Genomic DNA, 21,000 nt, shown 5'->3' with positions numbered 1-21,000 from the left:
CAAATCATGGATAAGCTGAGTATTCGTGGCGGCCGTCGTCTGGACGGCGAGATCCGCATTTCCGGAGCAAAGAACTCCGCCCTACCGATTCTGGCCGCCACCTTATTGGCTGATGGTGTTATGCATGTCGGCAATCTGCCACATTTGCATGACATCACCACCATGTTAGAGCTGTTGGGCTGCATGGGAGTGCAGGTGGCGGTCAATGAAGACATGTCGGTTGAAACCGACTGTGGTCAGATGACCAGCTACGTAGCGCCTTACGATCTGGTGCGCACCATGCGCGCATCGATTTTGGTGCTGGGGCCGCTACTGGCGCGTCACGGCAAAGCTGAAGTGTCGTTGCCTGGTGGCTGTGCCATCGGCAGCCGGCCAGTGGATTTGCACATTCGTGGTATGGAAGCGCTGGGCGCTGAGGTGAATGTGGTCGATGGCTACATTCAAGCCCATGTGCCGGGTGGCCGGTTGAAAGGTGCACACATCTTTTTTGATACCGTGACCGTTGGCGGTACTGAAAATGTGATGATGGCTGCCGTGCTGGCGGATGGCGAAACCGTTATCGAAAATGCCGCGCGTGAGCCTGAGATCGTTGATTTGGCCAACTGCCTGATCGCTATGGGCGCCAAGATTGAAGGCGTTGGTAGCGACACCCTAACCATTCAGGGGGTTGAGCGTTTGCATGGCTGTCACTTTGACGTCTTGCCTGACCGCATTGAAACCGGTACCTATTTAGTGGCTGCTGCGGTGACCGGTGGTCGGGTCAAGTGCAAAGACACAGATCCGCTGATTCTGGATGCGGTTTTGCACAAGCTGGAAGAAGCCGGTGCCAAAATCACCACAGGCCCAGATTGGATTGAGCTCGATATGCAAGGTCGTCGGCCCAAAGCTGTCAATATTCGCACCGCGCCACATCCTGCTTTCCCGACCGATATGCAAGCGCAGTTTGTGGTACTGAATGCCGTGGCTGAAGGCACGGCCACCGTTATAGAAACGGTTTTTGAAAATCGCTTTGTACACGCACAAGAGCTGATGCGAATGGGCGCTGACATTCACGTGGAAGGCAATACCGCCATTGTTACCGGCAAATCCGGCCTCAATGCTGCGCCTGTGATGGCAACAGACTTGCGCGCGTCGGCGTCGCTGGTATTGGCTGCCTTGGTGGCGGAAGGTGAAACCGACGTTAATCGCATTTATCACATTGATCGTGGTTACGAGTGCATTGAAGAAAAATTCCAACAACTAGGAGCCGATATCCGCCGGGTGTCGGCTTAATGCCAGAGGATCAGCAAGCGCATGACTCAACCGTTGACTATTGCCCTATCTAAGGGCCGCATACTGGACGATACCCTGCCGTTATTAGCAGAAGCCGGTATTCATCCAGCGGAAGACATCAAAAAGAGCCGCAAGCTGATCTTCGATACCAATCATGAGCATATTAAGTTGGTGGTGATTCGCGCCACGGACGTGCCGACCTATGTCGAGTACGGTGCCGCTGATTTGGGTGTGGCGGGCAAAGATGTGCTGATGGAATACAACAGCGACAACTTGTGCGAACCGCTGGATCTGAATATTGCCACTTGTCGGCTAATGACAGCGGCGTTAAAAGATGCCGAGATGCCGCAAGGGCGCTTAAAAGTCGCGACCAAATTCGTCAATGTGGCTAAGCGCTATTTTGCTGAGCAAGGCCGCCAGGTCGACATCATTAAGCTGTATGGCGGCATGGAACTGGCGCCGATCATGAATTTGGCCGATATGATTGTCGACATCGTTGATACCGGCAATACCCTCAAGGCCAATGGTCTGGAAGCGCGTGATTTAATTGCTCCCATTAGCTCTCGCTTGGTGGCGGGCCGGGCAGCAATGAAGGTCAAGCATGCCCAGATCCAACCCATCATCGATCAAATGGCAGCAGCCGTTGAACGCCAGCGTTCTGAACAAGCATAAACGGAGGCCGTATGACTATTGCAGTGCGTCGTTTAAATTCCGCCCAGGAAGACTTTAACGAGCAATTAGATGCGTTATTGGCTTGGGAATCGGTGTCCGATGTCCAGGTTCAGTCAACCGTCGCCAGTATTCTGGCCGATGTAAGGCATCGTGGTGATGCCGCCGTGGTGGAATACAGCAATCGTTTTGACCATGTGCATGCCTTGTCGATAGCAGAGCTGGAGTTACCGCAGGCACGTTTGCAGCAGGCGCTGGATGGTTTGCCAGATGAGCAACGCCAGGCGTTGGAGCTGGCAGCAGAGCGTGTACGTCGTTACCACCAGCATCAAAAACAAGAATCCTGGAACTACCAAGAAGCCGATGGCACCTTGCTGGGGCAAAAGGTCACTGCGATGGATCGAGTCGGCATTTATGTGCCGGGCGGCAAAGCGGCGTATCCTTCGTCGGTGTTGATGAATGCCATTCCCGCGCATGTTGCTGGGGTGGAAGACATTATCATGGTGGTGCCGACCCCCGGTGGTGAACTCAATGAGCTGGTATTAGCCGCGGCAGCCGTCGCTGGTGTCAGTCGGGTGTTTACCATTGGTGGTGCCCAAGCGGTAGCGGCACTGGCCTATGGCACCGAGACAGTACCGCCTGTGGATAAAATTGTTGGCCCTGGCAATATCTTTGTTGCCACCGCCAAGCGTCAGGTGTTTGGCACCGTCGGTATCGATATGATTGCCGGCCCATCGGAAATTTTGGTGGTGTGCGACGGCGACACCGATCCTGACTGGATTGCCATGGATCTGTTTTCCCAGGCTGAGCATGATGAAGATGCCCAGGCCATTTTGGTGTCACCAGATGGCGATTTTTTGAATCGGGTGCAGCGCAGCATCGAGCGTTTATTACCAGATATGCAGCGCCAGGAAATTATTCAGGCGTCTTTAACCGCGCGAGCAGCGCTGATTGAAGTAGGCGATATCGACGAAGCCTGTCAGGTCAGTAATCGCATTGCACCGGAGCATTTGGAGTTGTCGGTCGCAGATCCACAAGCCCTGCTGCCGCAGATACGCCATGCCGGCGCCATCTTTATGGGCCGCCATACCTCAGAGTCGTTAGGGGATTATTGTGCGGGTCCTAATCACGTGTTGCCGACGTCTGGCACCGCACGCTTTTCATCTCCTTTAGGCGTGTATGATTTTCAAAAACGCTCGTCTTTGATTATGTGCTCGCCACAAGGTGCGTCTGAATTGGGTAAAACGGCTTCTATATTGGCTCGGGGTGAGCGCTTGGAGGCGCACGCCCGTTCGGCCGAGTATCGGATACTGTCAGATTGACGTTAGAGTGCTGGAGTTGTGCTCCAGCATCTTAATTCATGGGGCGCTGGTTTGCGACTGGCGCTGGCCGGCAATGGCTTCCACTCGAATGGATTGGCCAGCACGTAATAAATCGATAGTAATGCGATCTCCCGGGCGCAGCGCGCCAATTTGATTCATAGCGGCCCTGGCATCGGCCGCCGAGCGATCGTTCAAATGAGTCACAATATCTCCCACTTCAAGCCCGGCCAGTTCAGCCGGTCCGCCAGAATACAATCCAGTCACTATTAATCCGGTCAGGGCATTGGGGAGTTGCAAAGATTGCAGCAGAGCCGGCGTCGCTTCGCGCACTTCGATCCCGAGCCAACCGCGAATAGCCTGACCATGGCGAGCAAGATCCGCCAGCGTGCGGGTAGCAACCTCGTTGGGAATGGCAAAGCCGATGCCTTCACTACCGCCTGATTTGGAAAAGATGGCGGTATTGATACCCACCAGCTCGCCATAAGCGTTGACCAAAGCGCCGCCAGAATTTCCTGGGTTAATCGCCGCATCGGTCTGAATGTAATTTTCGTAGGTATTGATGCCCAGCTGATTACGACCGGTGGCGGAGACGATACCCATAGTGACGGTTTGGCCCACGCCAAAGGGATTGCCAATGGCCAGTACCACGTCGCCAATATTAAGGGGCTGATTGTCGGCGACAGGAATTACCGGAAGCGGCTGCATATCGATTTGCAGTAACGCCAAATCGGCTTCTGGATCTGTACCAATCAGTTGTGCAGTGGCTTCACGCCCGTCGCGCAAGGCCACCACGATTTCATCGGCGCCACTGATGACATGGTGGTTGGTCAGCACATGTCCTTGCTCTGACATAATCACACCAGAGCCAAGGCTGGATTGAATTCGGGCGCTGGGCTCACGGGTGGCGGGGAAAAACTGACGAAAAAACGGATCATCAAATAACGGATGACGTTTACGTTCCACCCGTTTACGGGTAAACACATTAACCACTGCTGGAGCGGCGCGCTCAACCGCGCTGGCATAACTGACCGGGCCCGATGCTTGTGGTGTACTGGCAGCAGGCGCTGTGGTGGGTACGGAATTTGAGGTCTGGGGCAAGACCCAATCGGGCACCCACAGCAAAATACTTTGCGCCACAATCAAGCCAATTAAGGCGGGTAACACGATACGTTGCAGTAGCAGCCCTGGGGTGCTGGCCATGGAGGAACCTCGTTATACTGTCGATTTTGCCAACGGCTGCACTAACACTAACCGTTTACTACAGGAGTGAACTATGACTGATCGTCGCCAGATTCTGAAGCATCTGAATGACTTGTTGCAGAGCCAGCGAATTCGCGATTATTGCCCCAACGGCCTGCAAGTGCAGGGACGTGACGATATTCAGTACATCATTACCGGGGTGACCGCTAATCAGGCGCTAATAGATGCTGCCATCGAGCGCGGTGCAGACGCTATTTTGGTGCATCACGGTTATTTCTGGAAGGGCGAAGACGCCACCATCACCGGCATTAAGCGTGAGCGTTTAAAGGCGCTGCTGCAGCACGATATTAACTTGCTGGCCTACCATTTACCGTTGGATGTGCATCCTGATCTGGGCAATAACGCCCAGCTGGCCAAAGTTCTGCAGTTATCGGTAGAAGGCCCTATCGATGCCAATGACTTGAGTAAGCCTGGCAATGTTGGTCGTTTGCCAAAGCCCATGACAGGGCGGGAGTTCAGTACTTGGATTGAGCAACAATTGCAGCGCCAGCCATTGCACATCGGTGAAGACAACGACGTCATTGAGACCGTCGCCTGGTGCACCGGTGGTGCACAAGGGTATTTGCAAACGGCCATCGACGCCGGTGTTGATGCTTATATCACAGGTGAAATTAATGAACCGGCGGTGCACCTTGCTCGAGAGACAGGCACCCACTTTTACAGCGCCGGGCATCATGCCACGGAGCGCTATGGCGCCTTGGCGTTAGGTGAGCATTTGGCTCAGCAGTTTGGCGTTAAAGTCGAGTTTATTGATATCGATAACCCGGTGTGATGGCAGCTACAGCTGCCAGTGATGGTCATCATGGAGCGATGAAATAAGCTAGCCTTAGTGACGTCTTTCAATCCAGTAGGAGCGACTATGCGTCATGTGTTTGGTATGAGTTTATGGCTGTTGACGGTGATGCCCGCAACGGCTGAGACCGTAACTATGAGTGTCGGTCTGGCCTTGCCTCCGTATGTCATTGCCGACGATGACCGCGGCATGGAGCTCGATATTGTTCGTGCGGCACTGAGCGAAAAAGGACATGAGCTTAAGGTCAAATACGTGCCTTTTATGCGGGTAAAAACCTCGCTTGAAGACGGCAAGGTTGATGCCGCTATGACGGTGAATGAATCCTCGGGCCTTAGCGGGGTGCATTATTCTGACGTTCATATGACGTATCAGAATGTGGCCATCGGCTTGCAAGCAAAAGGGCATTCGGTGAGCAGTGTGCCTGATTTAGCCAACTTCTCCATCGTTGCTTTTCAGGATGCCACCAAGTATTTAGGTGATGCCTTTGCCAGCATGGCGGCAGCCAATAGCGGTTATAAAGAAATGGCCCGCCAGGAGGCGCAAATAAAGCTGCTGTTCACTGGCCGTACCGATTTGGTGGTTATGGACAGAAACATCTTCACTTTTTACCGAGGCGCCGAGCAGAGCGTTGATGTGTCTGCCCCGGTGACGCTGTTTGAAGTGTTTCCACCGACCGACTATAAGGTCGCGTTTAGCAATGCCAGTGTGCGTGATGACTTTAACGCAGGCTTGGCGCAGCTAAAGAGTAGCGGGCGTTATCAGCAAATTATGGACAGCTACCTGAAGTAGACTCAGGGAGTATCGCGCACGATGACGGTTTGTTTCAGGGTGTACACTGACTGACCGTCATCCACCTCTAACACCACTTCCACTGGCTGATCTGCAGAGACATCAGCTACTTTAAAACGGGCCAAGACCTGATCGCTGTGAATCAAGGTCAGGATATCTGGCTGACTACTGCTCCAACGTTGATGCAAAGGACGACCTGCGTTGGAGCCGACGCTGGCACTTAATACCAGAGTCCCACCTTCTTTGATTTCGTCTGGGCCATGAATGGTGGCGCTGATATCGCTGCTGGGTTGCAGCAGGCTACAGGCACTTAGGGAAATGGCCATCAGGGCCAGCAGTAATCGGGTCATAGGAGATCTCTGTTGATTGGCTGGGCTTTCACCCAGCCGGGCTCAGATTAACGACGATCGGTCAAATCGTAGTCCGCCGGTACATTAAAGCGACTATCGCGCTGCTGTGAAACCTCAATGCTGGTAACGTCATAAATGTACGTCAGCACAGGGGCATTCGGATCTGGAGTAAAGTAGTCGGTGGCTTTTTCACTGGCTTTTTGTTGCAAGAAACTGCCGGCAATGCTGCTGATGGAACCCATTGGGTCTCCGCCATCAAAACCTGGCTGGTCGTCCTGCTGTTGCGCCTTGGCTTGCTGACGACGTTCTTCCGGACAGGTGTTAGATTCTACATACCACTCAAATTTAAGCGATACCGGATAACCTTCAATAGCGTTCAGTTTTTTCACTACGGGAGACTGGCTGGTCAGCTTGCTCTTGTCGGTATCGCCAGTAATTCCAGAAATAACCTTGTAGACATCGTCACTGAGGAACTTGGCCATAGGATTGTCACCGGCGACCTTGGCTAGGTAACGCTGCTGAAACTGACCGTTGATTTCCCAGCTGCGCTGCATCTTGCTGGTGACGTCGACCATCCATAAATCGAGGGTGAACAGGTTCTTATCAACATTGCCGTATTGATCTTTGACTCCAATTTCCCAGGAGGCAACATATTGATCAGCATTAAAGCCGTTAACGACGCGCCCTTTGGCTTTAGGAGTGACTTTAAAGGTGGTCTTCAGCGGTGTCAGCTTACAGCTACCGCCGGCAGTGGGATCGTAGCCTTCCTCTTCTTCTTGCTGCATTTCGCCACTGTCCATTTTCTCTTGCATGGTTTCCCATAAAGAGCCGCCACAGCCCGTCAGCGGACACTCTTTATAGGTTTCATCCTCATTATCTAATAACCACAACAGGTTGTTGTCGAGGCGGGCAATATCACTGGTGTCAGAGCCGCCAAACATGGAGTTCATAAACCAGTTATCGAACTTCAGGGTATAGTCGATGCGACGGCGATCAGCGCGGGTGTAAACCGTTTGTGTGCCGCGTGAGTCGGGCAGCATATTGGCCGCCAACGAGTATTTGCTTTTCAGGACCGCAGTTTCACGCAGGGGCGTGGTGTCCTTGGGAGTGCTGGCACAGCCGGCTGTCATGACAGCCACAGCTGAAGCGGTCAGCAAAGAAGGAAAGGTCTTCACGATGGCATCCTTACTCTGATGTTATTAGTTGGAGCTTGAGCATAACCAGCCCCAGATTCTAAGTCCACGGCCCACAAGGGCTTGACATTTAGGCTGTGAGCAAGCTCGCATTGAACGCCTCTTTTGTAGGACTTAGCTGGCAGTGAAACGTCGAAAGCAATTTACCCGCAGGGCCATTTCTGCTAATCTGCCCTCCCATCTTGAGTGAAGGTTCCCAGCCTTCCAGCTAACACCTTATCTATAATTCGCGGACCCTCTATGACACGATTTATCTTCGTCACAGGTGGTGTTGTTTCTTCGTTGGGGAAGGGCATCGCCTCGGCGTCTCTGGCTGCTATTTTGGAAGCCAGGGGCTTGAAAGTCACCATGTTAAAACTGGATCCGTACATCAACGTCGATCCCGGCACCATGAGCCCGTTCCAGCACGGCGAGGTGTTTGTAACGGAAGATGGCGCTGAAACCGATCTCGATTTGGGCCATTACGAGCGTTTCATTCGCACTACCATGTCGCGCCGTAACAACTTCACCACCGGTCGTATTTACACCGACGTGCTGGCCAAAGAGCGCCGCGGCGACTATCTCGGCGGTACCGTGCAGGTGATTCCTCACATTACCGACGAAATCAAACGTCGTGTGGTCGAAGGCGCTGAAGGTGCCGATGTGGCACTGGTGGAAATCGGTGGCACTGTGGGTGATATCGAATCCCAGCCGTTCCTAGAAGCGGTGCGTCAAATGAAGGTCGAACTGGGCAGCAAGCGTGCACTGTCATTGCACCTGACCTTAGTTCCATATATTGCTACTGCTGGCGAAACCAAAACCAAGCCGACTCAGCATTCTGTTAAGGAAATGCGCACCATCGGTTTGCAGCCAGATGTACTGATTTGCCGTTCGGATCATAAAATTGACGCTTCGGCGCTGCGCAAAATTGCCCTCTTTACCAATGTTGAAGAGCGTGCTGTGGTGCCATTGGAAGATGCCGATACCATTTACAAAATTCCACGCATGCTGTCAGAAGCCGGCCTGGATGATTTAATCGTTGAAAAATTTGACCTCGCCTGCGGCGAAGCCAATCTCAGTGAATGGGATGCTGTGGCTGATGCCAAACTAAATCCAGACAAAGAAATCACCATCGCCATGGTGGGCAAGTACATGGACTTGCTGGATGCCTATAAATCTTTGATCGAAGCTATTGATCATGCCGGTATTCAGCATCGCGCCAAGGTCAAAATTCGTTACATCGACGCTGAAGACATCGAGCGCAAAGGCGTTGAACTGTTGGCCGGTGTGGCAGCCATTTTGGTGCCAGGTGGTTTTGGTAACCGCGGGGTAGACGGTAAAATTCGCACCGTGCAATACGCCCGTGAAAACAAGATTCCATTCCTGGGCATTTGCTTAGGCATGCAGTCAGCAGTGATCGAATTTGCCCGTAACGTTGTCGGCTGGAAAGACGCCAACTCAACGGAATTTGATCCGAGCAGTCAGCATCCTGTGGTCGGTTTGATCACTGAGTGGACCGACGCCTCTGGCCAGACCGAAGTGCGCGATGAAAACTCAGATCTGGGCGGTACCATGCGTTTGGGCGGTCAAGAGTGTCGTTTGACTCCTGAGTCCAACACCGCTAAGGCGTATGGCCAGGAAATTATTGTCGAGCGTCATCGTCACCGCTACGAAGTGAATGCCACCATTATTGCCGAGCTAGAAAAGCACGGTCTGCGTATTGCTGGTCGTTCTATTGATGGTGATCTGGTTGAAGTCGTAGAAGTGGCTGATCACCCTTGGTTTGTTGGCTGCCAGTTCCACCCGGAGTTTACCTCGACGCCGCGGGACGGACATGGCCTGTTTAAAGCATTTATCGCCGCTGCTATTGAGCAGAGTGCGAACTAATTGACTGCCGCTGGCACAGCGAATTTATCGACGGAGAAATAATGAGCATGGCTAACATTATCGACATCAAAGCACGTGAAGTTCTGGATTCTCGTGGTAACCCAACAGTTGAAGCCGACGTGACCTTAGAAGGCGGTTTCTTCGGTACTGCCTGTGCGCCCAGTGGCGCCTCGACGGGTACGCGTGAAGCGCTGGAACTGCGTGATGGCGATAAAAGCCGCTATCTGGGCAAAGGTGTCCTGAAAGCAGTAGACAATGTGAATACTCGCATTAAAGACGCTTTGTTGGGTATGGACGGTACTGACCAGCGTGCATTGGACAATAAAATGCTTGAGTTGGATGGTACCGATAACAAAGCCAACTTAGGCGCCAATGCTATTTTGGCGGTCTCGCTGGCGGCGGCTAAAGCAGCAGCGGCGGCCAAAGGTGTGGAGCTGTATCAACACATTGCTGACATAAACGGCACCTCGGGCCAGTACTCTATGCCTGTACCTATGATGAATATCATCAACGGTGGTGAGCACGCCGATAACAACGTCGATATTCAAGAATTTATGGTGCAGCCGGTTGGCGCTGCTAGCTTTGCCGAGGCCTTACGTGCCGGTGCTGAAATTTTCCACAGCCTGAAAAAAGTGTTGTCGGCTCAAGGCCTGAACACGGCGGTGGGTGATGAAGGTGGTTTTGCTCCTAACTTGGCGTCTAACGCTGATGCCCTGGCGGCGATTAAAGAAGCTTGTGCTGGCGCTGGCTATGAGCTGGGTAAAGACATTACCTTGGCGCTGGATTGTGCGTCATCTGAGTTCTACAAAGATGGCAACTACGATCTGCAAGGCGAAGGCAAAGTCTTTTCTGCCGAACAATTTTCAGATTACCTAGCTGAGCTGTGTGACCAGTACCCGATTGTTTCGATCGAAGACGGTCAGGACGAATCTGACTGGGCTGGTTGGAAATATCAAACGGAAAAACTGGGTAGCAAAGTACAGCTGGTGGGTGATGACTTGTTTGTTACCAACACCAAAATCCTGGCCGAAGGCATTGAGAAAAACATTGCCAATTCCATTTTGATTAAGTTCAACCAGATTGGCTCTTTGAGTGAAACTTTGGACGCCATTAAAATGGCAAAAGACGCAGGTTACACTGCAGTGATCTCGCACCGCAGTGGTGAAACCGAAGACACTACCATTGCCGATCTGGCAGTGGGTACGTGCGCGGGCCAGATCAAAACCGGCTCTTTGTGCCGCAGTGATCGAGTGGCTAAGTATAATCGTCTGCTGCGTATTGAAGAGCAGCTGGGAGGCCAAGCGCCTTACCATGGCCTGAAAGAAATTAAAGGTCAGGCGTAAAATGAAAGCGGGCTGCGGCCCGCTTTTTTGTGTTATTGGGGGAAGGGCATGTCTTTGTCGTTACGCCGCTGGTTATGGCTGGCGTTAATATCTGGCAGCCTGTTGCTCAGCATTCTGCAATACCGTTTGTGGTGGGACGACAGTGGTATTTTTGCCAGTCAGGCGCTGCAGCAGAATATTGAGCAGCTGCGCCAGCAAAATATCATGCAGCAACAGCAAAACGACGAATTGCTGGCCATGGTACGGGATTTAAAAACCGGCAGTGATTTGCTGGAGGAATATGCACGGGAAGATCTGAATCTGGTGCGTGAAGGCGAGACCTTTGTTTTGTTTGCCGAACCGGAGCAGCGCTGATGGCACGTATTTGGCCGATTGTTCCAGCCGCGGGGGTGGGCAGCCGCATGCAAGCCGATCGTCCGAAACAGTATTTAACGCTGGCGGGCAGGCTGCTGATTGATCACACCTTAGATGCTTTATTATCTCACCCACAGATTGATCAGCTGGTGCTGGCATTGTCTGAGCAGGATCCTTATTGGCAGCACAGCGATTATTACCAGCATGCTGACATAGTGTGTGTCAGTGGTGGTCAAGAACGCTGTCATTCGGTACTGAATGCTTTGCAATCTGTGAGCGATCAGGCCGCGGATGACGACTGGGCTTTAGTACACGATGTGGCCCGTCCTTGTGTGCGCCACAGCGATATTGATGCCTTGCTGGCAGCGGCACAAAAGCACCCTCAGGGTGCCTTATTGGCGACGCCTGTGCGCGATACCATGAAGCGTTGCAATGATGAACAATGCGTTGATCACACGGTTGAACGCCAGCATCTATGGCATGCCCTCACTCCGCAATTATTTCCATTTCATGCTTTGCAACGGGCGTTGCAGCAATGCCTAGAGCAGCAGCGGTTGGTGACCGATGAGTGTTCGGCAATGGAACATATGGGCTTAAAGCCGCGCCTGGTCGAAGGGCGCAGCGATAATATAAAAGTGACCCGACCGGCAGACTTAGCCCTTGCCGAGTGGTTTTTACAACAGCGGACATTGTCATGCGAATAGGACACGGTTTTGATGTTCACGCCTTTGAGGCCGGTGATCATGTGATGTTGGGAGGGGTAAAAATCCCTCACCATCAGGGCCTTAAAGCCCATTCTGATGGCGATGTGGTGCTGCATGCGCTCGCCGATGCCTTGTTAGGAGCGGCTGCACTCGGGGATATTGGCCAGCATTTTCCCGATACCGACCCCAAATGGCGCGGTGCCGACTCGCGCGCGCTACTGCGCCATGTTATGACACTGGTGAACCAGCGGGGCTATCAGCTGGCCAACGCCGATATCACGATTGTTGCCCAAGCGCCGAAAATGGCACCCTTTATCGACTCGATGCGAGCAGCGATTGCTGCCGATTTAAACGTTGCACTGAGCGACATTAACGTCAAAGCCACCACCACAGAAAAACTGGGGTACGTTGGCCGACAAGAGGGCATTGCTGTGCATGCCGTGGTATTGATACAACATGACTGATTTTTTATTACCGGACTGGCCTCGGGCCTACCAAACACCCGACGTGCAGGGTTTATTTCGCAGTCACAATGCTGATTTTCGTGTGACAGAATTGGCGCTAGAAGCGCCTATGGGTGAGGGCGAACATGTCTGGCTGGAAGTGGAAAAAAATGGCGCCAATACCGCTTGGGTCGCCAAACGACTGGCACAGCGAGCCGGTGTTCGTGAAATGGATGTCGGTTATGCCGGCCTTAAAGATCGCCATGCCATTACCCGTCAATGGTTCAGTATTTATTTGCCGCGTGTTGAAGAACCAGATTTCTCCGACTTAAACGATGAAGAAATGCAGGTGCTGAGCCAGCAACGTCATGTGCGTAAATTGCGTCGCGGTGATCTGGCTGGCAATCAATTTGAGCTGCACTTGCGCGGTCTTAATGGTGAGCTGGAGCAGCTGGAACCTGTACTAGAGCAAATTCGTCAGCAGGGTGTTCCTAACTATTTTGGCGAGCAGCGTTTTGGCCATGACGGTCACAATGTCAGCTCGGGATTGGCTATGTTGCGTGGTGAGTTTAAGGTCAAAAATCGCACCAAGCGCAGTTTATATTTATCGGCAGTGCGCTCGTTACTGTTTAATCAGGTGCTGGCACGTCGTATCGATGAGCATGGCTGGCCGGCATCCTTGACTGGTGATGTACTGGATGAGCAAGGTCTGGCAACCGCACCGTTATGGGGCCGTGGCCGCTTAACCACAACTGATGATGCATTAGCGTTAGAAACCCTGGTGGCCGAAGGTTACGCCGAGGCCTGTGATGGTTTGGAGCATGCCGGCTTGAAACAAGAGCGCAGGGCGGTGGTCGCACAACCAATGCAACTGCAATGGCAGCAGCCACAGGCGGATGAATTAACACTCAGCTTTTTGCTGGCACCTGGGTATTATGCCACTTCAATACTCAGGGAACTGGGACAGCTTGCAAGTGCCGCTCCCAGCTTTGACCGCCACTCTACAGCAACGGATCAGCCATGACGTTACTCTTGTCGAATGATGACGGTGTGCATGCACCGGGTTTGAAAGCATTGAATAGTGCACTGCAACAAGCGGGCTACGACACGCATATTGTTGCGCCAGATCGCGATCGCAGCGGTGCCAGTAATTCCCTAACGCTTGATCGACCATTGCATCCGATTCATCTCGACAACGGTGCCATTAGCGTTAATGGCACCCCCACCGATTGTGTTCATCTGGCGGTGAATGCCTTTTATTTAGATCAGTGCCAACGGGTAGTGTCCGGCATTAATGCCGGCGCAAACTTGGGCGACGACGTACTCTATTCAGGCACTGTGGCCGCGGCGATGGAAGGGCGGTTTTTGCCGCTGACCCCCATTGCTGTGTCGTTGACCGGCAAGCAGCACTTTGCAACGGCCGCACGAGTACTGGTGGAATGGCTACCGCGCTTGAGCGATGTGCAGTTGGGGCCTAACAGTGTGCTGAATATTAACGTGCCCGATTTACCCTATGAGCAACTGAGCGGTGTTGAAGTTACACGCTTGGGTCATCGCCAGCGCTCTGATAATCCGGTGCAAACGGTGAACCCCCGGGGGAAAGAATGTTATTGGATTTCCGCAGCGGGGGCAGTCGCTGACGCTGGCCCAGGCACGGATTTTTACGCCATTGAGCAAGGTCGGGTATCGATTACCCCCATTCAAATGGACATGACCTTGCACAGTGCTTTGGACTCGGTTAAAGCGATCGTAGGGCGAGATTAACAGCGTGAACGAACAACTGTTGACGGGCATTGGCATGACGTCCCAGAGAACCCGCAACCGATTGATTCAGCGGTTGCGTGAAGCCGGCATTAGCAATGAGCAGCTGCTTAGTGTGATGGCTAACACTCCCAGGCATATGTTTGTTGATGAAGCGCTGGGACATCGTGCCTATGAAGATACCGCGTTACCCATTGGCCATGGCCAGACCATTAGCCAGCCTTACACCGTCGCTCGTATGACCGAAGTGTTGCTGCAGCAACCGTGTCAAAAAGTGTTGGAAATCGGTACCGGCTCTGGTTATCAGACCGCTATTCTCAGCCCTCTGGTTGGCAAGCTGTACAGCGTTGAGCGCATCGCACCGCTGCAAAAGAAAGCCCAACAGCGCATTCGCCAGCTGAAGCTGAATAACGTCAGCATGAAGTTGTCAGATGGCGGCTGGGGATGGCCTGAAGCCGGCCCATTTGATGGCATTTTGGCCGCCGCTGCGCCAGAGGTAGTGCCCCCCGCGTTACTGGAACAGCTAGCCGATGGTGGGCGTTTGGTGATTCCTATTGGCGGTGAGCAGCAAACGCTGATGTTAATTAGCCGCCATGGCAATGATTTTCACCATCAGGCGTTAGATGCGGTGAATTTTGTCCCCTTTTTACCTGGCGTGCTGCGCTAACCAGCGCTGCAACATTGACCATTTCTGCCTTGCAATGCCGCTGTGATAGGGCACACTTCCGCGCACTTAAAATAAAAGCGGATAGTCTGATGTCGCATATTTGGTTGTTTCTTAAAGGCCTGGCCATGGGCGCTGCGGACGTTGTTCCTGGGGTCTCTGGCGGCACCATTGCCTTTATTACCGGTATCTACACAGAACTACTGGACTCCATTAAAAGCATTAACTTGACGGCGTTGCAAACCTGGCGACAGCAAGGTTTTAAAGCTGCATGGCAGTCTATTAATGGCAACTTTTTGCTAACCCTAGGCGCAGGAATTCTGACCGCCTTGTTGAGCCTGGCGCAGCTGTTACATCACTGGCTGATCAGTTACCCAGAGTATTTATGGTCGTTCTTCTTTGGTTTGATTGTGATTTCCAGCTGGCATATTGCCCGTGATATTCGTCGCTGGCATATGGATACTGGCGTATTGCTGCTAACTGGGGCCATGGTTGCGGCAGGTATCAGCTTGATGACGCCGACCGCCGTTGCGCCGACTCCGCTGATGTTATTCGTTGCAGGCTCAATTGCCATCTGCGCCATGATCCTGCCAGGTATTTCCGGTAGCTTCATCTTGTTATTAATGGGCCTGTATCCAACGGTGTTAGCGGCCATCAAGGATCTGCAGCTATCTGTGCTGGGCATATTTGCGGTGGGGGCTGGCTGTGGTTTGCTGGTGTTTTCACGCTTATTGAGCTGGCTGCTGCATCATCATAAAGAGCGCATGTTTGCTCTGTTAACGGGCTTTATGCTCGGGTCTTTAGTGAAGGTATGGCCGTGGAAAACCACCATCAGTACCCGTATCAATAGTCAGGGCGAGGTGGTGCCCTTGCTTCAAAGTAACCAATGGCCACCAGTAAATGATACCCATATGCTGCTGGTATGTTTGGGATTGATGCTGTTGGGCGTTGTTAGTGTGCTGGTGATTGAGAAAATTGCTGGTCTTTCAGCTCTAGCAGCTGCTGATGAAAATACCAATAAAGATAAGAAATTGACCGGGATCAACGAGTAACAAATTGTAACTTTGCGCACGTTACGCCACTGCAACGCAAAACAAGAGGCATTTTTAGAATTTGTTAGAATTAAAATCTATTTTTTTATTTGATTGATGAATTGTGGTTCGTTGCCGGACTGTCCTACAAAAACTTGTCACATTAGAGTGTCAAAAAACAACCATCAGCGTGGAACGATGAAGAAATCGGTCACTGTCGTATTAGTCACAATAATAACTTTGACGACTGGGTGTACAGCCAGCCGAGAATTTGTCTCAGTTGAAGAAAAGTTCAGTGATCGACAAAAAGCGTCGGGTTTCCATGTGGTCGAGGCCGGTGACACTTTGTACTCCATCGCCTGGCGCCATGGTATCGATTTCCGTGAGTTAGCGAATGCTAACTCTATAAATCCGCCCTATACTATATTCCCCGGTCAAAAAATTGACCTTCATGCCAAATCCTTATCCACGCCGTCCATAAAAAAGCCTGATGTCGGAAAACCGTCATCTAGCTCCGAGACCAAACCTGTCAAAAAGCCCAGTCCTACTCAAATCGGTCATAACCCGACAAAAATTGTCGTCAAAAGTGGCCAAATTGAATGGCAATGGCCGTTGAACGGTCGTTTAATTCGACGCTTTTCGACTCAAAAGCCCATCAACAAGGGGATTGATATCACCGCGCCGTTGGGGGACTCTGTTCTTGCAGCAGCGGCGGGCACCGTGGTGTACGCGGGTCGAGGGCTGCGAGGTTACGGAAATTTGGTGATCATTAAACACGACGACACCTACTTAAGTGCCTATGCCCATGCCAGCCGCATTCTGGTCAAAGAACAGCAAACTGTTAAAGCTGGCCAGAAGATTGCCGAGATAGGTTCTACCGGTACCGATAGTGTGAAGCTGCACTTTGAAGTCCGAAAGAATGGCAAGCCAGTTGATCCGCTCAAGTTTCTACCGCCCCGGTAGAGCGATCGACACATATTAAGGCTCCCCCCGTAGACCTGATGGGGAAGGTTGGGGGCAAGCATATAAGGCGGGATGATCATGGCATTACAACAAAGAGAACTGCGTGAAGAAGAAGTATTCGAGGATGTGGAGTCTCTGATACTGGTCGATAACTCCGACACGGATAGCAGTGGGGACGACGAGCGCTTTGCCGCCGACACCTCCCATAAAGCATTGGATGCCACCCAGTTGTATTTGAATGAAATCGGTTTCTCACCGTTATTGTCGGCCGAAGAAGAAGTGCACTATGCACGTTTGGCACGCAAAGGTGATGAAATGGGACGCCGGCGTATGATTGAAAGTAATCTGCGGCTGGTGGTAAAAATCTCCCGACGTTATGTCAATCGTGGCCTATCTCTACTGGACCTGATCGAAGAGGGCAACCTGGGTCTGATTCGCGCGGTTGAAAAGTTTGATCCTGAGCGCGGATTTCGCTTTTCCACTTACGCCACTTGGTGGATTCGCCAGACCATCGAACGCGCCATAATGAACCAAACCCGCACCATTCGCTTGCCGATACATGTGGTCAAAGAACTCAATGTATACTTGCGTGCAGCGCGCGAGCTGGCGCAAAAGCTGGACCATGAACCCAGCGCAGAAGAAATTGCAGAACTGCTCGATAAGCCCGTCGATGACGTCAAACGTATGCTCAAACTGAATGAGCGTGTGACCTCGGTGGACACCCCTCTGGGACCAAGTTCTGACAAATCCATTCTTGATACCATCGCTGATGACGGCGTATCTGACCCAGGTGATGAACTGCAGCAGCAGGACATTCACTGCAACTTGGATCGCTGGATCTCCGAGTTGCCTGAAAAACAGTGCGAAGTGCTGTCTCGTCGCTTTGGATTGCGTGGCTACGAAACCAGTACCTTGGAAGAGGTGGGTCGTGAAATAGGCCTGACACGCGAACGAGTGCGCCAGATTCAGGTAGAAGCCTTGCGCAGACTGCGTGAAATCATGGAAAAGCAAGGCTTGAACGCCTCGACCTTATTTAGTGAGCTGTAGCGAAGCAGCAATAAAAAAGGCCGCTTAGCGGCCTTTTTTTTAGCGTTGCAAATGCTGCAGTTTGTCTGGCACTCCGTCCCATTCCGCCGCATCTGGCAGTGGGTCTTTCTGTTCGGTAATGTTGTTATCGGCCCATTCTTCCGCTAATTCAGCGTTTAGCTCGATGTACTGTTCCTGACCCGCAGGCACTTCATCTTCGGAATAAATGGCTTCAGCAGGGCACTCTGGCTCACACAGAGCGCAGTCAATGCACTCGTCTGGGTGAATTACCAGAAAGTTTGGGCCTTCGTAGAAACAATCTACCGGGCAGACTTCAACACAATCAGTATATTTGCATTTAACACAGTTATCGGTAACCACAAACGCCATGCGTTTAGTCTCCTAATCAGCGGTTCAGGACGCCCGGTGCTGACGTCGCATTATTGTACTTAACCCAATCGGTCAGTTTGGCGCAATTCTAGGTAGCTGCCCACCGTTCGGCAAGTCATGTGCTAGACACTTGGGTTATAGATTTATTACCCCAAGTACCTAAGCTTTCATTTTTTATAACAAAGACTTTAACTTATACAGGGTCTCTAACGCCTGTCTGGGAGTGAGTTCATCGGGATCACACCGCTGTAACGCTTCTTCCGCTGCTGATGGTAAGTGAGCAAACAGATCGCTTTGCAGCGGTGAGTTGTTTGCTGCTGCGGGCAGCGGTGACGCGCTGGTGTCGCTTTGCTCCAGCAGTTTTAGTTTATTGCGGGCTTGGGCAATAACATCCACTGGTACACCGGCCAGCTGCGCGACTTGCAGGCCATAGCTTTGCGATGCTGGGCCCGCTTCAACCGCATGCAGAAAAATAATGCGGTCGTCGTGCTCAGTGGCCTTTAAGTGCAAGTTGATGGTGTTGTCATAATGATCGGGCAAGGCCGTCATTTCAAAATAGTGGGTAGCAAACAGGGTGTAGGCTTTCACCTTCTCCGCTAGATACGCGGCACTGGCCCAGGCCAGCGACAGGCCATCAAAGGTGCTGGTACCGCGGCCCACTTCGTCCATTAATACCAGACTGTGTTCGGTGGCGTTATGCAAAATGTTGGCGGTTTCCGTCATTTCGACCATAAAGGTTGAGCGCCCGCCGGCAACATCATCCGCTGAACCCATACGGGTGAAAATACGATCAACGGGGCCGATACGACATTGATCCGCTGGCACGAAGCTGCCGATATGAGCCAGCAGAGTGATCAGAGCCACTTGGCGCATATAAGTCGACTTACCGCCCATGTTGGGGCCGGTGATAATTTGGATGCAGGCTTGATCGTTGAGTTGAGTGTCGTTGGCAACAAACGGATCGGTGAGCAGAGCCTCCACCACCGGATGGCGACCGCCTTGAATGTCGATCACTTTATCGGTTACCAGCTTTGGTGCTTGAAAACGCAGGGTTTCGGCGCGCTCTGCCAAATTGCTGAGTACATCCAATTCGGCCAAAGCGGCCGCACTGGTTTGTAGTTCAACCAAGTCTTCGGCCAGCTGGCCAATCAAGGTTTCGTATAACGCTTTTTCGCGACTTAACGAACGGCTTTTGGCGCTTAAGGCTTTATCTTCGAAGGTTTTCAGCTCCGGAGTGATAAAGCGCTCGGCATTTTTTAGCGTTTGCCGGCGAATGTATTCTGTGGGCGCTTGCTCTGCTTGGGATTTACTGATTTCGATGTAGTAACCATGTACGCGGTTATAGCCGACTTTTAGCGTGCTCAAGCCAGTGCGTTCGCGCTCGGATTGCTCCAGCTTGACCAGATAATCGCCAGCATTCTCGCTGAGACTGCGTAACTCATCCAGTTCAGCATCAAAGCCGGGTGCAATGACACCACCATCACGAATCACTACCGGTGGGTTGTCGATAATGGCCGCCGTCAGTGTTTCTACCCAATGGGGGAACTCTTGCACGCGCTGATGCAGTTGTGCTGCCAGTCCGCTATCCAGTGCATTCAGTTCCGTGCGAATGGCGGGCAATTGTGTCAGTGCATCACGCAGCCGTGCCAAATCCCGTGGCCGTGCTGAGCCCAGCGCAACACGCGATAAAATACGTTCGATGTCTCCAACTTGACGCAACAGATCGTGCACCGGCTGCCAGACGTACTGGCTAATAAGCTGAGCAATCAGCCCCTGGCGTTGTAACAGGGTTTGCTGCTGGCGTAGCGGTCGGTTAAGCCAGCGGCGTAACAATCGACTGCCCATCGCCGTAGCGGTTTTATCCATCACCCAGGCCAAGGTATGCTGGCCATCACCCTGCTGGTTGATATCGATTTCTAGATTTCGGCGCGATGCCGGGTCGATGACAATGGCATCATCTGGCTGCTCTACCATCAGCGAGCGAATATGGGGCAGCTGATTACGCTGAGTTTCGCGGGCATAGTGCAACAAAGCCCCTGCAGCGCAGATGGCTTGGGTCATAGCCTGACAACCAAAGCCACGCAAATCACGGGTCTTTAGCTGCTCGGTTAACAATCTTAGTGCCGTGTCGCTATCAAAATGCCAAGGCGCCAGGCTGCGACTGCCTGGTCGTTCGCTAATGGCGTCAGGGTAACTCTGGTCTTCTGGGTACAGTAACTCAGCCGGGCGCAATCGCTCGATTTCGGCCAGCAGCGCTGCTTCTCCGCTCACTTCTACCACACTAAAGCGCCCAGAGCTGAGCTCTAACACCGCCAGGCCATGATGTTGCTGAGCACTGCACACAGCGACCAGTAAATTGTCGCTACGCTCATCCAGGAAAGCTTCGTCTGTCAGGGTACCGGGCGTGACGACACGAACCACTTTGCGCTCAACAGGGCCCTTGCTGGCGGCGGGATCACCAATCTGTTCAGCAATGGCGACGGACACCCCGGCCTTAACCAGTCGTGCGATATAGTTATCGGCCGAGTGGTAAGGTATGCCGGCCATGGGAATCGGTTCGCCATTGCTTTGCCCACGCGCAGTGAGAGTAATGTCGAGCAACTGCGCCGATCGCTTGGCATCGTCATAGAAGAGTTCGTAAAAATCGCCCATGCGATAGAACAATAAAGTATCGGGAAAATCGGCCTTGATACGCAGGTATTGCTGCATCATGGGAGTATGCTGAGCTTTTGGCATCGCACGCGGATCCTTTCGTGGTAATCTGGCGCAAACAACGGGCGACGACTGCCAGTGATCAGGCGGTGCTA

General features: G+C 52.4%; 21 protein-coding genes. 16 read left to right on the top strand and 5 right to left on the bottom strand.

The window, feature by feature from the left end:
* Positions 1-6: 6 nt before the first annotated feature.
* From murA to hisD, 3 genes are read left to right on the top strand one after another with little or no spacing between them, the layout of a single operon-like run.
* Positions 7-1,272 (top strand): UDP-N-acetylglucosamine 1-carboxyvinyltransferase, encoded by a 1,266-nt coding sequence (murA, locus tag AC55FS_RS17340; protein WP_496933548.1) that lies wholly within the window; start codon positions 7-9, stop codon positions 1,270-1,272.
* Between the two features lie 21 nt (positions 1,273-1,293).
* Entirely contained in the window at positions 1,294-1,944 is a 651-nt protein-coding gene (gene hisG / locus AC55FS_RS17335; protein WP_496933547.1) for an ATP phosphoribosyltransferase, read from the top strand.
* Positions 1,945-1,955: 11 nt separating this feature from the next.
* Positions 1,956-3,263, top strand: a complete 1,308-nt coding sequence (gene hisD / locus AC55FS_RS17330) for a histidinol dehydrogenase (RefSeq protein ID WP_496933546.1) — start codon at positions 1,956-1,958, stop codon at positions 3,261-3,263.
* 36 nt (positions 3,264-3,299) lie between these two features.
* Here the strand turns inward: hisD and AC55FS_RS17325 are convergent, their stop codons facing one another.
* Complete coding sequence (locus AC55FS_RS17325) at positions 3,300-4,463, bottom strand: trypsin-like peptidase domain-containing protein (protein ID WP_496933545.1); 1,164 nt, start codon at positions 4,461-4,463, stop codon at positions 3,300-3,302.
* 73 nt (positions 4,464-4,536) lie between these two features.
* Between AC55FS_RS17325 and AC55FS_RS17320 the strand changes: the two genes are divergently transcribed.
* Together AC55FS_RS17320 and AC55FS_RS17315 are read left to right on the top strand one after the other, a co-directional pair.
* Positions 4,537-5,295, top strand: coding sequence for a Nif3-like dinuclear metal center hexameric protein (locus AC55FS_RS17320; protein WP_496933544.1), 759 nt, complete (start codon positions 4,537-4,539; stop codon positions 5,293-5,295).
* A gap of 87 nt (positions 5,296-5,382) precedes the next feature.
* Positions 5,383-6,105, top strand: a complete 723-nt coding sequence (locus tag AC55FS_RS17315) for a substrate-binding periplasmic protein (RefSeq protein ID WP_496933543.1) — start codon at positions 5,383-5,385, stop codon at positions 6,103-6,105.
* A 2-nt stretch (positions 6,106-6,107) separates the two neighbouring features.
* On the opposite strand, the gene AC55FS_RS17310 is transcribed toward AC55FS_RS17315, so the two are convergent.
* Together AC55FS_RS17310 and AC55FS_RS17305 are read right to left on the bottom strand one after the other, a co-directional pair.
* Positions 6,108-6,455, bottom strand: a complete 348-nt coding sequence (locus AC55FS_RS17310) for a hypothetical protein (protein ID WP_496933542.1) — start codon at positions 6,453-6,455, stop codon at positions 6,108-6,110.
* A 47-nt stretch (positions 6,456-6,502) separates the two neighbouring features.
* Entirely contained in the window at positions 6,503-7,630 is a 1,128-nt protein-coding gene (locus AC55FS_RS17305; protein ID WP_496933541.1) for a hypothetical protein, read from the bottom strand.
* A 258-nt stretch (positions 7,631-7,888) separates the two neighbouring features.
* Here AC55FS_RS17305 and pyrG point away from each other — a divergent pair, with 258 nt between their 5' ends.
* The 11 genes from pyrG to rpoS all read left to right on the top strand — a co-directional run bounded on the left by pyrG (position 7,889) and on the right by rpoS (position 17,824).
* A complete protein-coding gene (gene pyrG / locus AC55FS_RS17300) occupies positions 7,889-9,514 on the top strand; it encodes a CTP synthase (RefSeq protein ID WP_496933540.1) in 1,626 nt (541 codons plus the stop codon).
* Between the two features lie 47 nt (positions 9,515-9,561).
* Positions 9,562-10,857 carry a phosphopyruvate hydratase gene (gene eno, locus AC55FS_RS17295; protein WP_496935988.1) on the top strand — a complete coding sequence of 432 codons (1,296 nt, stop codon included), beginning with the start codon at positions 9,562-9,564 and terminating at the stop codon, positions 10,855-10,857.
* A gap of 48 nt (positions 10,858-10,905) precedes the next feature.
* Positions 10,906-11,211 carry an FtsB family cell division protein gene (locus AC55FS_RS17290; RefSeq protein WP_496933539.1) on the top strand — a complete coding sequence of 102 codons (306 nt, stop codon included), beginning with the start codon at positions 10,906-10,908 and terminating at the stop codon, positions 11,209-11,211.
* Positions 11,211-11,915, top strand: coding sequence for a 2-C-methyl-D-erythritol 4-phosphate cytidylyltransferase (gene ispD, locus AC55FS_RS17285; protein WP_496933538.1), 705 nt, complete (start codon positions 11,211-11,213; stop codon positions 11,913-11,915). The genes AC55FS_RS17290 and ispD overlap by 1 nt, the downstream gene beginning before the upstream one ends.
* Positions 11,906-12,379: a 2-C-methyl-D-erythritol 2,4-cyclodiphosphate synthase gene (gene ispF, locus AC55FS_RS17280; RefSeq protein ID WP_496933537.1), complete on the top strand. Its 474-nt coding sequence runs from the start codon at positions 11,906-11,908 to the stop codon at positions 12,377-12,379. Before ispD ends, ispF begins: the two co-directional genes overlap by 10 nt.
* On the top strand, positions 12,372-13,382 hold the full coding sequence (truD, locus tag AC55FS_RS17275) for a tRNA pseudouridine(13) synthase TruD (RefSeq protein ID WP_496933536.1): 1,011 nt from the start codon (positions 12,372-12,374) through the stop codon (positions 13,380-13,382). Before ispF ends, truD begins: the two co-directional genes overlap by 8 nt.
* Complete coding sequence (gene surE / locus AC55FS_RS17270; RefSeq protein ID WP_496933534.1) at positions 13,379-14,122, top strand: 5'/3'-nucleotidase SurE; 744 nt, start codon at positions 13,379-13,381, stop codon at positions 14,120-14,122. The genes truD and surE overlap by 4 nt, the downstream gene beginning before the upstream one ends.
* Before the next feature lie 34 nt (positions 14,123-14,156).
* Complete coding sequence (locus AC55FS_RS17265; RefSeq protein ID WP_496935987.1) at positions 14,157-14,786, top strand: protein-L-isoaspartate(D-aspartate) O-methyltransferase; 630 nt, start codon at positions 14,157-14,159, stop codon at positions 14,784-14,786.
* Positions 14,787-14,875: 89 nt separating this feature from the next.
* Positions 14,876-15,835, top strand: a complete 960-nt coding sequence (locus tag AC55FS_RS17260; protein WP_496933532.1) for a DUF368 domain-containing protein — start codon at positions 14,876-14,878, stop codon at positions 15,833-15,835.
* A 177-nt stretch (positions 15,836-16,012) separates the two neighbouring features.
* Positions 16,013-16,777: a peptidoglycan DD-metalloendopeptidase family protein gene (locus AC55FS_RS17255; protein ID WP_496933531.1), complete on the top strand. Its 765-nt coding sequence runs from the start codon at positions 16,013-16,015 to the stop codon at positions 16,775-16,777.
* Between the two features lie 78 nt (positions 16,778-16,855).
* On the top strand, positions 16,856-17,824 hold the full coding sequence (gene rpoS, locus AC55FS_RS17250) for an RNA polymerase sigma factor RpoS (protein ID WP_496933529.1): 969 nt from the start codon (positions 16,856-16,858) through the stop codon (positions 17,822-17,824).
* A 39-nt stretch (positions 17,825-17,863) separates the two neighbouring features.
* Here the strand turns inward: rpoS and fdxA are convergent, their stop codons facing one another.
* The gene (gene fdxA, locus AC55FS_RS17245) at positions 17,864-18,193 is read right to left on the bottom strand and encodes a ferredoxin FdxA (protein WP_496933528.1); all 330 of its coding nucleotides are present in this window, start codon (positions 18,191-18,193) and stop codon (positions 17,864-17,866) included.
* Between the two features lie 174 nt (positions 18,194-18,367).
* Positions 18,368-20,929, bottom strand: coding sequence for a DNA mismatch repair protein MutS (mutS, locus tag AC55FS_RS17240; protein WP_496933526.1), 2,562 nt, complete (start codon positions 20,927-20,929; stop codon positions 18,368-18,370).
* Positions 20,930-21,000: the final 71 nt, after the last annotated feature.

This window comes from Bacterioplanes sp. CLAM21 (assembly GCF_059641015.1).
This window is presented reverse-complemented; position numbering and strand designations above follow the sequence as displayed.

Coding starts and splice junctions, on each gene's coding strand:
- murA (WP_496933548.1), top strand. CDS start 7: ATGGATAAGCTGAGTATTCGTGGCGGCCGTCGTCTGGACGGCGAGATC.
- hisG (WP_496933547.1), top strand. CDS start 1,294: ATGACTCAACCGTTGACTATTGCCCTATCTAAGGGCCGCATACTGGAC.
- hisD (WP_496933546.1), top strand. CDS start 1,956: ATGACTATTGCAGTGCGTCGTTTAAATTCCGCCCAGGAAGACTTTAAC.
- AC55FS_RS17325 (WP_496933545.1), bottom strand. CDS start 4,463: ATGGCCAGCACCCCAGGGCTGCTACTGCAACGTATCGTGTTACCCGCC.
- AC55FS_RS17320 (WP_496933544.1), top strand. CDS start 4,537: ATGACTGATCGTCGCCAGATTCTGAAGCATCTGAATGACTTGTTGCAG.
- AC55FS_RS17315 (WP_496933543.1), top strand. CDS start 5,383: ATGCGTCATGTGTTTGGTATGAGTTTATGGCTGTTGACGGTGATGCCC.
- AC55FS_RS17310 (WP_496933542.1), bottom strand. CDS start 6,455: ATGACCCGATTACTGCTGGCCCTGATGGCCATTTCCCTAAGTGCCTGT.
- pyrG (WP_496933540.1), top strand. CDS start 7,889: ATGACACGATTTATCTTCGTCACAGGTGGTGTTGTTTCTTCGTTGGGG.
- eno (WP_496935988.1), top strand. CDS start 9,562: ATGGCTAACATTATCGACATCAAAGCACGTGAAGTTCTGGATTCTCGT.
- AC55FS_RS17290 (WP_496933539.1), top strand. CDS start 10,906: ATGTCTTTGTCGTTACGCCGCTGGTTATGGCTGGCGTTAATATCTGGC.
- ispD (WP_496933538.1), top strand. CDS start 11,211: ATGGCACGTATTTGGCCGATTGTTCCAGCCGCGGGGGTGGGCAGCCGC.
- ispF (WP_496933537.1), top strand. CDS start 11,906: ATGCGAATAGGACACGGTTTTGATGTTCACGCCTTTGAGGCCGGTGAT.
- truD (WP_496933536.1), top strand. CDS start 12,372: ATGACTGATTTTTTATTACCGGACTGGCCTCGGGCCTACCAAACACCC.
- surE (WP_496933534.1), top strand. CDS start 13,379: ATGACGTTACTCTTGTCGAATGATGACGGTGTGCATGCACCGGGTTTG.
- AC55FS_RS17265 (WP_496935987.1), top strand. CDS start 14,157: ATGACGTCCCAGAGAACCCGCAACCGATTGATTCAGCGGTTGCGTGAA.
- AC55FS_RS17260 (WP_496933532.1), top strand. CDS start 14,876: ATGTCGCATATTTGGTTGTTTCTTAAAGGCCTGGCCATGGGCGCTGCG.
- AC55FS_RS17255 (WP_496933531.1), top strand. CDS start 16,013: ATGAAGAAATCGGTCACTGTCGTATTAGTCACAATAATAACTTTGACG.
- rpoS (WP_496933529.1), top strand. CDS start 16,856: ATGGCATTACAACAAAGAGAACTGCGTGAAGAAGAAGTATTCGAGGAT.
- fdxA (WP_496933528.1), bottom strand. CDS start 18,193: ATGGCGTTTGTGGTTACCGATAACTGTGTTAAATGCAAATATACTGAT.
- mutS (WP_496933526.1), bottom strand. CDS start 20,929: ATGCCAAAAGCTCAGCATACTCCCATGATGCAGCAATACCTGCGTATC.